Raw genomic sequence first — 12,107 nt, 5'->3', positions numbered from 1 at the left:
GGGATACGACGCCGGTCGACCGAGAACCGGAGCTGCCTACGGTTTCGCGCCGGTCCCCGGCGCCGCGCGGAACTCCGGTCGCAGCACCCGGACCGGGAGTGAGGACAGTGCCTCGCGCAACGCCCCGGCGAGCTCCTCGAACTCGTCCTGACGCGCCGCTCCCGTGCGCATCGCGAGGGCGATACGGCGTGCGGGGGCGGGGTCCGCGAAGAAGCCGGTCTGGAGGCGGCCGCCGCGGCCCGTCTCCACGTCGACCGCGGTACGCGGCAGCAGCGTCACGCCGATGCCGCCGGCCACCAGCTGGACCAGCGTGGACAGACCCGCCGCCGTCGTGGTGACGGGGGTGCCCTCCGTGCGGCCCGCCTCGCGGCAGATGTCGAGGGCCTGGTCGCGCAGACAGTGCCCCTCGTCCAGCAGGAGCAGATGCAGCTCCCGCAGGGCCTCGCGCGGAATGTCCTGGCGGCCGCCCAGCCAGTGCTCCTCGGGCGTGACCAGCACGAAGTCCTCGTCGAAGAGCGGCAGCTCCGTCACACCGGGGACCCCGAGAGGCACCGCGAGCAGCAGCAGGTCGAGCCGCCCGCCGGCCAGTCCCTCGAGCAGGGAGGACGTCTGCTCCTCGTGGACCTGGAGATCCAGCTCCGGGTAGCGCTCATGGACCAGCCGCAGCACGGTCGGCAGCAGATAGGGCGCGACCGTAGGGATCACGCCGAGCCGCAGGACGCCGGTGAACGGCGCCCGCACCGCCTCGGCCTCCTCCAGCAGCTCGCCGACCGCGTCCAGCACCGCCTTGGCGCGTACCGCGAGCCGCTCACCGGCCGAGGAGAGCAGCACTTTGCGGGTCGTACGCTCCAGGAGCTGGACACCGAGTGCCTCCTCCAGCGCGGACACGGCTCCGGAGAGTGCCGGCTGGCTCATCCCGATTGCCGCCGCCGCGTCCCGGAAGTGCAGATGCTCCGCCACCGCGGCGAAGGCGCGCAGCTGCGCGAGGCTGGGCTGCTTACCCCGCCCGAGCCCCTTATTTCCGGCATTGACGACATTGCCTACCGACACTGATAGGTACCTCCGATCACGATGACCGAGTCTAGCTATTTCCGCGATCAATGCACCCTGTGCCACTATCAAGATCCGTCCAACCCCTGGAAGGTCCCCACAAGGGAACTTCCTGTCTGCAAGGAGAGCGCGTGCTCACTGTCGGTGACCAGTTCCCCACGTTCGAACTGACTGCCTGCGTCTCGCTGGAGAGCGGCAAGGAGTTCGAGGAGATCAACCACAAGTCCTACGAGGGCAAGTGGAAGGTCGTCTTCGCGTGGCCCAAGGACTTCACCTTCGTCTGCCCGACCGAGATCGCCGCGTTCGGCAAGCTGAACGACGAGTTCGCCGACCGTGACGCCCAGATCCTCGGCTTCTCCGGCGATTCCGAGTTCGTCCACCACGCCTGGCGCAAGGACCACGCCGACCTGCGTGACCTGCCCTTCCCGATGATGGCCGACTCCAAGCACGAGCTGATGCGCGACCTCGGCATCGAGGGCGAGGACGGCTTCGCGCAGCGCGCCGTCTTCATCGTCGACCCGAACAACGAGATCCAGTTCACGATGGTTACCGCCGGCTCCGTCGGCCGTAACCCCAAGGAGGTCCTGCGGGTGCTGGACGCCCTGCAGACCGACGAGCTGTGCCCGTGCAACTGGAACAAGGGCGAGAACACCCTTGACCCGGTCTCGCTGCTGTCGGGCGAGTGATCCGGCATGGCTCTCGATGAACTGAAGTCCGCCGTCCCGGACTTCGCCAAGGACCTGAAGCTGAACCTCGGCTCGGTCATCGGCAACAGCGACCTTCCGCAGCAGCAGCTGTGGGGCACCGTCCTGGCCTGCGCGATCGCCTCGCGCTCGCCGAAGGTGCTGAAGGAGCTGGAGCCGGAGGCCAAGGCCAACCTGAAGCCGGAGGCGTACACCGCCGCCAAGTCCGCCGCCGCGATCATGGCGATGAACAACGTCTTCTACCGGACCCGGCACCTGCTGTCGGACCCGGAGTACGGAACGCTGCGCGCCGGTCTGCGGATGAACGTCATCGGCAACCCGGGCGTGGAGAAGGTCGACTTCGAGCTGTGGTCGCTCGCCGTCTCCGCCATCAACGGCTGCGGCCAGTGCCTCGACTCGCACGAGCAGGTGCTGCGCAAGGCCGGTGTGGACCGCGAGACGATCCAGGAGGCGATCAAGATCGCCTCGGTGATCCAGGCCGTGGGGACGACGCTGGACGCGGAAGCCGTCCTGGCCCAGTAGTACGCATACGAAGTGCCCCCGCCGATCCGGCGGGGGCACTTCGTCACTTCTTGAGCTCGGCCATCAGCGCCCGCATGTCGCTGATCATCAGAGCCTCCGCCCCCGACAGATCGGTGAGCTTCTCGCCGTCGTCGGAGTAGCCGCCGCTCACGCCCAGCGTGAACACCGCCTGGCCGTCCAGCACAAACAGCCTCGGCGGTCCGACGTCGTCCTTCAGCCCGACGAAGTAGGCCTGCTCGCCCAGGCCGTTCACGCGCTTCTTCGTGATCTCGGAGTCCGGCAGGGAAGCTTCCGCGACGGCCGTGGCTTCGAACTCCGGCCCCGGGTCCGTCCTCTTGTGCAGCACATAGCTGATCTCGACGTACGAGGGCTGGCCTTGGAACTCGTACTCCCCGTCCACCTCCACGGGTTCCTCGGATCCCCCCGGAGGCTCTCCCAGGTCCGCCGAGCAGGAGGCCATGTCCATGGCCACATGCCTCCGTGAAACGTGCGAGGCCGGTGCGTTCATGGCGCCGATCTCGCTCGTCAGGGCCTTCAGCTTCGCCGACTTGCACAGGTTCTTGGCTGCCCGGTATCCGCCCAGGTCCGGGTCCTTCGGCCCGTACGCGTACACCCCGCCGGCCCACACCGCCGAGGCGACGACCGCGCCGCCGAGCGCCCACAGCCATGCCTGGCGCGGCAGCCGCCGCCCTCCCGGGCCCCCGCCCTGGCCGGCGTCGCCGTCCCCCACCGTCTCGGCGCCACCGGCCCCGGCACCCGCCGAACCGGCGGGCCGCGGGCCGAGAACCTCCGGGGCCCCGAACGGCTCCTCGCCCACCAGCTCCGGTTCGGATATCACTCCTGCTCCTCCGTCTTCGGGCCGGCGTCCGGCGTCGGCCCTGATGCGGGCGCGGCGTCGGACGCCGTCGCCCCGTGCGGCCCCGGCGCGTAACGCAGCGCCTGTTCCCTGCCGTACGCGCGCAGATAGCCGACGACCGTGTTGGTCACGGCCACCAGCGGTACCGCCACCACCGCGCCGCCGATCCCCGCGGTCAGACCGCCCGCCGCGACGGCGAGCACCACGGCCAGCGGATGCACCCGGACCGCGCGGCCCAGGATGAACGGCTGCAGCACATGGCCCTCGATCTGCTGTACGGCGAGCACGACGAGCAGCACCATCAGCGCGGTGAACACGCCCTGGGTCACCAGGCCCACGACGACCGCGAGCGCACCGGAGATCACTGCGCCGACGAGGGGGATGAACGCGAACAGGAAGATGAACACCGCGAGCGGTACGGCCAGCGGGACGTCGAGGATCCAGAGCCCGAGGCCGATGAAGATCGCGTCGATCAGGGCCACGAGCACCGTGCCACGCACATACGCGGTCAGCGTCCTCCAGGCGCGCGGTCCCGCACCGGCGACTCCCCCACGGGCCTGCGCCGGGACGAGCCTGAGAACCCACTGCCAGATGCGCTTCCCGTCGTACAGCAGGAAGAGCGTGGAGAACATCGCGAGCAGTATGCCGGTGAGGATCTCGACCATCACGGTCACGCCCTGCAGACCGGCGGAGGTGATCTCCTGGGTGTTGGTGCCGATCGTGTCACTGAGGTTCTTGGCGATGTCGTTGATCTGGCTCTCGGTCACATGGAACGGACTGTCGAGCAACCAGCGCTTGAGCTCCTCGATGCCGTCCCTGACCCGGTCGGAGAGATTGTCGAGGTTGTCCAAGACCTGCCAGACCACAAACCAGCCGACCAGGCCCATGACGACAAAGCCTGCGATCGCCGTGACGGCGGTGGCGAGCCCGCGCGGCAGGCCGAGCCTCCTGAGCCGGGCGACGGTGGGCTGGAGCATCGCGGTCACCAGCAGAGCAGCGACAAAAGCGAGCACCACGAGTTGTACGGCGCTGATCGCCTTCATCAACACCCAGAGCGTGCCCGCCAGTACGAGCAGGCGCCAGCCGGCCTCGGCCGCGACCCGCATCCCCCACGGGATCGCGGCGACAGGGTCGGGCCGGGCCGCGACGGCCGGCGCGTACGCGGGCGGCGGCGGCACGCTGTCCGGGGCCGGCGGTGCGGCCTCCGGAAGGTCGTCCTTCTCGGCTTCCTTGCGGCGCTCGTCCCATCGCTCGGCCATCCCGGTCAGCCCGGCGCCCACCCGGCCGAGCCAGCCTGGAACCTTCGACATGATGCTCCCTCTTCCCCCCACCACTCCCCCCGGGAGTTTCCGACTGACCGTACACGTACGGAGCCCCTCACCGTAGGACGGTGAGGGGCTCCGAAAAGTTGAGCGCCTGCGGCCTCTAGTACCAGTGGTTGGCCTGCCAGAACGACCACGCGCCACAGGGGCTGCCGTAACGGCTGTCCATGTAGTTCAGGCCCCACTTGATCTGGGTGGCCGGGTTGGTCTGCCAGTCGGCGCCGGCGGAGGCCATCTTGGAACCCGGCAGCGCCTGGACGAGACCGTACGCACCCGACGAGGGGTTCTGCGCTTGGTAGTTCCAGGTCGACTCGTGGTTCACGATGTTGCTGAAGCACTGGAACTGGTCGGCAGGGACCATCTGCCGGGCGATCGCCTGGACCTCGGCGACCGTGTAGGAGCTCTTCGCGGAGAAGCTCGAAGCGCTGCGCACCTCGTCGCGGTTGGCACGTGCCTCCGCCGCCTCGCGCTCGCGCTCGCGCTCCGCCTTGTCCTCGGCGGCTTCCTTCTTCGCCTGGGCGGTCTTGGCAGCCTGGAGGCGGGCCGACTCCTCGGCAGACTTCTTCGCAGCGGCGTCCGCGGCAGCGGCCTGTGCTTCGGCCTGCTGCGTCAGGGACGACACCTGCACCTGGGCCTGCTCGCCCATGGGGATGTCTGCGAGGAGCGTGGCATCGGCGGCAGACGCCTCGAGGTTGTCCCCCGAGGGCGGAGTGCTGCCCGACGCAACGCCCACGACGGCGCCGACGGTGGTGACCGCAGTGGCTGACGCCACCGCGAATCCCCGGACCGAGATCCGGCTCACACGGTTTCCTTCCAGCAACGCCCGCACAGGTGACCTCGCGAGCGCAATCGTGCCCCTGACACTGGCCTCCCCATTGCTTAGGTCACGGGAGGCGCGGGCCCGGTGGGCAACTCCCTTGCGGGAGTGCCACGTGGTACTCGCGGGCGGCATGTGACGGCAAGTCTTGAGTTGTGTGGTGCTGTGCACCTCTGGAGGTGCGGGTGTGCCACATGCGGGGCCTGACGGAAGCAAGACTCTGCCGGAAGGCGACACCGCAAGGCAATTCTTCGTTGCGTGTGAAAGCTCACACCCCGTTTACCCCTGGGGTTTTACGAGAAGAGGCGGACAGCGCGGCGCCGCCCGGCTACGCTCTTGCGCTTCGCCGGGCGGCGCCAACTGACTTGCCCCTTTTGCCGGAAGAGACCTTGAGAATCTTTCCGGCTAAATGTGCCCCTCCTCCAGCATTTCGGTCACCAGTGCCGCGATCTGCGAGCGCTCGGAGCGGGTGAGGGTGACATGGGCGAAGAGCGGATGCCCCTTCAACTTCTCGACCACGGCGACGACTCCGTCGTACCGCCCGACCCGCAGATTGTCGCGCTGCGCCACATCGTGGGTGAGGATGACACGGGAATTGGCCCCGATACGGGACAGAACGGTCAGCAGCACGTTCCGTTCCAGGGACTGGGCCTCGTCGACGATGACGAACGCATCGTGCAGCGAGCGGCCGCGGATGTGGGTGAGCGGCAGCACCTCGAGCATGCCGCGCCCCAGCACCTCCTCGATCACCTCACGGCCCGCCACCGCGGACAGCGTGTCGAAGACCGCCTGCGCCCAGGGGCTCATCTTCTCGGCCTCGGAGCCCGGCAGATAGCCGAGCTCCTGCCCGCCGACCGCGTACAGCGGACGGAAGACCATCACCTTCTGATGCTGCCTTCGCTCCAGGACCGCTTCGAGACCGGCGCACAGCGCCAGCGCCGACTTGCCGGTGCCGGCCCTGCCGCCCAGCGAGACGATGCCGACGTCCTGGTCCAGCAGCAGATCCAGCGCGATGCGCTGCTCGGCGCTGCGGCCGTGGATACCGAACGCCTCGCGGTCCCCGCGCACCAGCCGCACATTGCCCTCGGCCGTGATCCGGCCGAGCGCCTTGCCGCGCTCGGACTGCAGGACGAGACCGGTGTGCACGGGAAGGTCGGCGGCCTCGGGGACGTACAGCGTCTCCTCGCTGTAGAGAAGGTCCACCTGTTCCGCGGAGAGCGGCAGATCGGCCATGCCGGTCCAGCCGGCGTCGGTGATGGCGAGCTCCGCGCGGTACTCCTCGGCCAGCAGACCGACCGAGGACGCCTTGATACGCAGGGGCAGGTCCTTGGAGACGACAGTGACGTCGTACCCCTCGGCCTGCAGATTGCGCGCGACCGCCAGAATCCGTGAGTCGTTGTCCCCCAGCCTGAAGCCGGCCGGAAGAACGCCGGGATCGGAGTGGTTGAGCTCCACACGCAGCGTGCCGCCGAGGTCGCCCATGGGGATGGGTGCGTCGAGGCGGCCGTAACGGATTCGGAAGTCGTCCAGCAGGCGCAGCGCCTGCCGGGCGAAGTAGCCGAGCTCCGGATGGTGCCTCTTGGCCTCCAGCTCCGTGATCACCACGATCGGGAGCACGACCTCGTGCTCGTCGAAGCGGCTCAGGGCCTTCGGATCGGCCAGCAGGACGCTGGTGTCGAGAACATAGGTGCGCCGGTCAGGCATGCGGCGCTTTGAGCTGTTCACCACGGAAGGACGTACCCCCTCGGACGAGGTCGGGGTGCGACGGCGTCATCGCGGGCCATGTGCCGCACCGCAGAAGCGTGCGACGGGCCGGGCTCAGGCCACGATGCGCGGGCCGAGCGCCGGCCCTCCGCGTGGTCCGCACCTGGGGTGCAGTCCTTCGTATGCAAAGGGCCTCCCGGGCGAGCGGTATCGGCCGCTCACTGAGATACGACGTTCGTGGATCGGACGTCGTACTGCAAGGGGTATTCCCTCGAACAAGTGCGGCCATGCCATGGCATATGACGGCGCACGGGTGAACGAAAGGTGTCTCGCGCTGCGGTGGAGGCCGGTGGAGCGCGGTGAAAGAGACGAGGTGGGAGCGTCAGGAGCCGTAGCGGCGGCCCCGCGCGGCATAGTCGCGCAGCGCCCGCAGGAAGTCGACCTTGCGGAACGCGGGCCAGAAGACTTCACAGAAGTAGTACTCGGAGTGCGCGCTCTGCCAGAGCATGAATCCGGACAGCCGCTGCTCGCCGCTGGTGCGGATGACGAGGTCGGGGTCGGGCTGGCCGCGGGTGTAGAGGTGCTCGGAGATGTGTTCGACGTCGACGATCTCGGCGAGCTCCTCGAAACTGGTGCCCTTCTGGGCGTGCTCGAGGAGGAGGGAGCGGACGGCGTCCGCGATCTCCTGACGGCCGCCGTAGCCCACTGCGACGTTGACGAGTATGCCGTCGTTGCCGTCGGTCGTCTCTTCGGCTTCCTTCAGTACGGACTGGGTGTGGGCGGGCAGCAGATCCAGCGTGCCCACGTGGTGCACGCGCCAGCGGCCGTCGGCGGCCAGGTTGCGCACGGTGTTCTCGATGATGCGCAGGAGGGGGGTGAGCTCTTCCTCGGGACGGTCGAAATTGTCCGTGGACAGCAGCCAGAGCGTGACGACCTCGACGTCCGTCTCGGCGCACCAGCCGAGCAGCTCGGAGATCTTGTCGGCCCCGGCCTGGTGGCCCTGTGCGGCCGTGCCGCCGGACGCCTTCGCCCAGCGCCGGTTGCCGTCGAGGATGACGCCGATGTGCTTCGGCACCTGGGCGTGGTCGAGGCGGCCCTCCACCCGGCGTGCGTAGAGCCCGTACACCAGGTCGCGCAGGTTCACTGTTCTTACACCCCTCCAGCCGGCCGTCCCCGAGAGCGCCACATTACTGCGCGCCCGGCACAGCGGCCCAACCCGGTCTGTCACAAGTCCGTGATAAGCAGAGAAGGTGACTGAATCCTCCCTCTACCGGGCAGACGCGGACCGCTACGAGTCCATGGAGTACCGCCGCAGCGGACGCTCCGGTCTCAAGCTGCCCGCCGTTTCGCTCGGCCTCTGGCACAACTTCGGCGACGACCGCGCCCTCGAATCGCAGCGTGCGATCCTGCGCCGCGCCTTCGATCTGGGCGTGACGCACTTCGACCTGGCGAACAACTACGGGCCGCCGCCCGGGTCCGCCGAGCTCAATTTCGGCAAGATCTTTGCACAGGACTTTACGCCATATCGTGATGAACTGATCATTTCCACTAAAGCGGGCTATTTCATGCACCCCGGCCCGTACGGCGAATGGGGTTCGCGGAAGTACCTGCTGTCGTCGCTCGACGCGTCCCTGAGCCGTACGGGACTCGACTACGTCGACATCTTCTACTCGCACCGCTTCGACGCGCACACTCCGCTCGAGGAGACGATGGGGGCGCTCGCATCCGCCGTGCAGCAGGGCAAGGCGCTGTACGTGGGTATCTCGTCGTACAACGCGGAGCAGACCGCCGAGGCGGCCCGGCTGCTCACGGAGATGGGCGTCCGCCCCCTCATCAGCCAGCCGTCGTACTCGATGATCAACCGCTGGATCGAGAGCGACGGGCTGCTCGACGCGCTGGAGAGCGTCGGCATGGGCTGCATCTCCTTCGTACCGCTCGCGCAGGGCCTGCTCACCGGCAAGTACCTCAAGGGCATCCCGGAGGGCTCGCGCGCCACGCAGAGCAAGTCCCTCGACCCGGATCTGCTGTCCGGCGATGTCGTACGACGGCTGAACGGGCTGAACAACATCGCGGCCCAGCGCGGCCAGTCGCTCGCCCAGCTGGCGCTCGCGTGGGTACTGCGCGATCCGCGGATGACGTCCGCGCTGATCGGCGCGTCCAGCGTGCTGCAGCTGGAGGAGAACGTCGCGGCGCTGGCCGGACCGCCGCTGAGCGACGCGGAGTTGAAGGAGATCGACACCTTCGCCGTGGACACCGCGGGCACCAACATCTGGGCCGCGCGGAGCTAGGCCGGCAGCGGGAACAAAAAACGGGCCGGTCCGTGGGGGGGGATACGGACCGGCCCGAGGGGGGGTTTCCACCATAACCCTTCGTAAGTGCTGCTGGGTGCCACGCCATGCCATAACTACGCTCCGAATGCGGCGGACGACGGGCCCGCCCCGGTAATCGGGCCGTGCGGCAGCACACACGGGCCGGATGCGTACCTCCCACGGGGGACCCCCGGCCACAGGCGCCGCATTGACGCCGCCGCGCGACAAGCAGTCAGATCATCGACTTTCATACAATGTTGTACGAAGTTGTACTCCCCGGCGACCGGATGCGGGCAGAAACCGAGCTGTATCAGCTCCTGACCTCGCCCCTTCGTGATGGTCGCTTGCCAGGGGCGAAGGATGCGGGAGGCGGTCCGGCCGGGCCCATGGGCACGGCAGGTCGGTGAGATCGGGCCCGAGCCCGTCGACGATGTCGGGGACCGCGATCCCATGACCTTCGGCAACTCCGAAGCAGGTCGGCTCGCCGGTTTCGGCCGCAACTCCCAACAGGCCGTCCAGATCGCGCAATGCTGCCGCATGACGCGGTGCGTCGTGCGCGTACACAGCGGGGTGCGGCCTCCCAGCGTCCGGGGCTGCGGGCAGCCGCACCGCCCGCCCGGAGCTCGGGGCGCGGGTGTCGCTACGTACAGTCCTGAGCGTGATCGAGTTTGCCCCCACCCGAACCCAAGTGGGCGCAGATCGCCGACGCCATCCGGGAGCGGATCGCGACCGGCGAGTACCCGCCGCGACACCTGATCTCCGAAGTGCAGTTGGAGCAGGAGTAAGGAGTTGCGCGCATGACCGTCCGGAAGGCCACCGCGGCCCTTCGGGAAGAAGGGCTGATCACGACGACTCCCGGCATGGGGATCGTTCGTCGCGGGGCGTCCGGAAGGCTCTGGCGCCGAAGAAGACGCCCACACCGATTGATCTGCGGCATTCCATGACAGCGGGGGTACCCAGCTTCCCGGCCTCAGGTGTCGAACTCCCCCACCCAGGAACGCTCCAGGAGATGCTTGGATCAGGTACTCGGACTCGACCTCGATCGGGAATCCCGCGTCGTGGGCATAACAGGCAACAGCCAGTGGGCTGATGGCCACCAGGCGATAGTCGTCCTCCCAGCCCCCTCGTCCGTCGGCGTTCGCCTCGGCGACAAGTTGGTCGAAGGTGGGCCGGTGGATGCTGGTCATGCCAGAAGGTGTCCCGTCGTGCTGTCGACATGGTCGGGGATGTCGCCGTCGTGCCGGTCGCCCGTCGACTGCGTACCGGACGGCTCGAAGATGCGGATGGACCCGCCGGGCGAGGACGGCCTGTGCTCGACACCCTTGGTAACGACGAAGGTGTCACCCAACAGTGGACTGGGTGCCGTCGATGGCGCGGAGCGCGATGGCGAAGCGACGGTCGAGGTCAAGGAAGAACTCGTTGACCGGTGTCGTCCCAGCAGGCCGCATGGCAGCGATTATCCAGGGCAAGTGCCGTTCCTTCGCGCGGATTTACGTGTCCCGGTCAGGCAGGAGGCGCTCCGAGGAGCAGGCCGATCAGCGCTCCCGCGATCATGAACGGGCCGAAGGGGATGGCGGTCTTGCGGCCGGCGCGGCGCAGGGCGATCAGACCGAGGCCATAGAGCGACCCGAGCAGAAAACCACCGAACGCGCCGACCAGCAGGACCGGCCAGCCGTACCAGCCGAGGGCGGTGCCGAGGGACAGGGCCAGTTTGACGTCGCCGAAGCCCATGCCGCCCGGATGGATCAGGAACAGCACCAAGTAGCCGGCGCCGAGAGCGAGTCCGCCGAGCAGTGCGGTGAGCCAGGAGCCGCCGTCGCCCGGCAGCAGCTCGGCAAGGCCGAGCAGCGCGGCTGCCCCGGCGGCGAGCGGGAGTGTCAGCTGATCGGGCAGCCGCTGGACGGTGCGGTCGACGAGTGCGAGCAGTACGGCAACGGGGGCGAGCAGCAGCCACACGACGAGCTCCGGCCGCGGCCCGGTGGCTGCGGCGAGCGCGGCACAGACGAGGGCGGTGACGAGGGAGACAGAGGTGGAGGTCCGGTACGGAACGGTTGCTGGGGCCGTCGGCCGGACCTCCTCGTCGGCGGCCAGGTCGAGCGCCGGTGCGGGCATCGGTGCAGGCACCGCCGCCACGCAGCGCGCACACCGGGCAATGCCGAGCCAGCCACCCGCCGCCCCGGTGATCGGATGCCCGGCAGGACACGCGTCCCGCCACGCCTCCCCCGGCTCGACCGCCAGCCGGTATGCGGCACGCGGCACAAACACCCCGGCGACGGCACCCCATGCGGCGGCTACGGCGATCAGTGTCACGTCCACGCCCATGACCCTAAGCGCCCTTTCGCTACGGTCGACCTCATGGGCATGTGGCGTGACGGCAAAGGCGCGTTGACGATTCCCGGGCACGAGGGGCCGGTCGATCTTCTGATCGCCGCCTCGTACCGGGCGCGCACCCGTGGCCTGCTGGGCCGTGACGGCATCGAGGGCGCGGTCATGCTGACCCCGTGCAACGGCGTGCACACCTTCCGGATGCGCTTCCCCATCGACGTGGCGTACCTGGACAGACAACTGCGCGTCCTGGCCGTCCACACGATGAAACCCGACCGGCTCGGCATGATCCGCCTCCGCGCGCGCCACGTCCTGGAGTCGGAGGCGGGCACGATGGCGCGATGGGGGCTGCGTCCGGGGATACAGGTCGCGATCGAGGCTTAGGGCTGCGGTCCGGGGGTCACGGGCGGAGACGGGCCCAGAATGTGGGCGGGGGTTGGGCGTGGGGCGCTCGGCGCTCCAGGTGGCCAGGTCCGTGGGTGTGACGCGGGGCCGGTC

At 68.8% G+C, this 12,107-nt stretch carries 12 protein-coding genes; 4 read left to right on the top strand and 8 right to left on the bottom strand.

What is annotated here, in order from left to right:
• Positions 1 to 36: 36 nt before the first annotated feature.
• On the bottom strand, positions 37 to 1,050 hold the full coding sequence (locus ACFYWI_RS20900; RefSeq protein ID WP_389234392.1) for a hydrogen peroxide-inducible genes activator: 1,014 nt from the start codon (positions 1,048 to 1,050) through the stop codon (positions 37 to 39).
• Between the two features lie 131 nt (positions 1,051 to 1,181).
• On the opposite strand from ACFYWI_RS20900, the gene ACFYWI_RS20895 reads away from it, so the two are divergent.
• Positions 1,182 to 1,736, top strand: a complete 555-nt coding sequence (locus ACFYWI_RS20895) for a peroxiredoxin (RefSeq protein ID WP_389234389.1) — start codon at positions 1,182 to 1,184, stop codon at positions 1,734 to 1,736.
• Positions 1,737 to 1,742: 6 nt separating this feature from the next.
• Positions 1,743 to 2,276, top strand: coding sequence for an alkyl hydroperoxide reductase (locus tag ACFYWI_RS20890; RefSeq protein ID WP_389234386.1), 534 nt, complete (start codon positions 1,743 to 1,745; stop codon positions 2,274 to 2,276).
• A 43-nt stretch (positions 2,277 to 2,319) separates the two neighbouring features.
• Here the strand turns inward: ACFYWI_RS20890 and ACFYWI_RS20885 are convergent, their stop codons facing one another.
• The 5 genes from ACFYWI_RS20885 to ACFYWI_RS20865 all read right to left on the bottom strand — a co-directional run bounded on the left by ACFYWI_RS20885 (position 2,320) and on the right by ACFYWI_RS20865 (position 8,119).
• Complete coding sequence (locus ACFYWI_RS20885; RefSeq protein WP_389234383.1) at positions 2,320 to 3,114, bottom strand: hypothetical protein; 795 nt, start codon at positions 3,112 to 3,114, stop codon at positions 2,320 to 2,322.
• Positions 3,111 to 4,442 (bottom strand): AI-2E family transporter, encoded by a 1,332-nt coding sequence (locus ACFYWI_RS20880; protein WP_389234380.1) that lies wholly within the window; start codon positions 4,440 to 4,442, stop codon positions 3,111 to 3,113. The genes ACFYWI_RS20885 and ACFYWI_RS20880 overlap by 4 nt, the downstream gene beginning before the upstream one ends.
• Positions 4,443 to 4,557: 115 nt before the next feature.
• On the bottom strand, positions 4,558 to 5,256 hold the full coding sequence (locus ACFYWI_RS20875) for a transglycosylase SLT domain-containing protein (protein ID WP_389234377.1): 699 nt from the start codon (positions 5,254 to 5,256) through the stop codon (positions 4,558 to 4,560).
• A 420-nt stretch (positions 5,257 to 5,676) separates the two neighbouring features.
• The gene (locus ACFYWI_RS20870) at positions 5,677 to 6,999 is read right to left on the bottom strand and encodes a PhoH family protein (RefSeq protein ID WP_389234374.1); all 1,323 of its coding nucleotides are present in this window, start codon (positions 6,997 to 6,999) and stop codon (positions 5,677 to 5,679) included.
• A gap of 358 nt (positions 7,000 to 7,357) precedes the next feature.
• Positions 7,358 to 8,119 carry an isoprenyl transferase gene (locus tag ACFYWI_RS20865; RefSeq protein WP_389234371.1) on the bottom strand — a complete coding sequence of 254 codons (762 nt, stop codon included), beginning with the start codon at positions 8,117 to 8,119 and terminating at the stop codon, positions 7,358 to 7,360.
• Between the two features lie 106 nt (positions 8,120 to 8,225).
• Between ACFYWI_RS20865 and mgrA the strand changes: the two genes are divergently transcribed.
• Positions 8,226 to 9,263 (top strand): L-glyceraldehyde 3-phosphate reductase, encoded by a 1,038-nt coding sequence (gene mgrA, locus ACFYWI_RS20860; RefSeq protein ID WP_389234368.1) that lies wholly within the window; start codon positions 8,226 to 8,228, stop codon positions 9,261 to 9,263.
• Positions 9,264 to 10,467: 1,204 nt separating this feature from the next.
• Here the strand turns inward: mgrA and ACFYWI_RS20855 are convergent.
• Both ACFYWI_RS20855 and ACFYWI_RS20850 read right to left on the bottom strand, forming a co-directional pair.
• Positions 10,468 to 10,632 (bottom strand): hypothetical protein, encoded by a 165-nt coding sequence (locus tag ACFYWI_RS20855; RefSeq protein WP_389234365.1) that lies wholly within the window; start codon positions 10,630 to 10,632, stop codon positions 10,468 to 10,470.
• A 155-nt stretch (positions 10,633 to 10,787) separates the two neighbouring features.
• A complete protein-coding gene (locus ACFYWI_RS20850; RefSeq protein ID WP_389234362.1) occupies positions 10,788 to 11,600 on the bottom strand; it encodes a prepilin peptidase in 813 nt (270 codons plus the stop codon).
• A 39-nt stretch (positions 11,601 to 11,639) separates the two neighbouring features.
• On the opposite strand from ACFYWI_RS20850, the gene ACFYWI_RS20845 reads away from it, so the two are divergent.
• Complete coding sequence (locus tag ACFYWI_RS20845; RefSeq protein WP_389234358.1) at positions 11,640 to 11,993, top strand: DUF192 domain-containing protein; 354 nt, start codon at positions 11,640 to 11,642, stop codon at positions 11,991 to 11,993.
• Positions 11,994 to 12,107: the final 114 nt, after the last annotated feature.

It is taken from the genome of Streptomyces sp. NPDC002889, from assembly GCF_042888425.1.
Lineage (GTDB): Bacteria > Actinomycetota > Actinomycetes > Streptomycetales > Streptomycetaceae > Streptomyces.
This window is presented reverse-complemented; position numbering and strand designations above follow the sequence as displayed.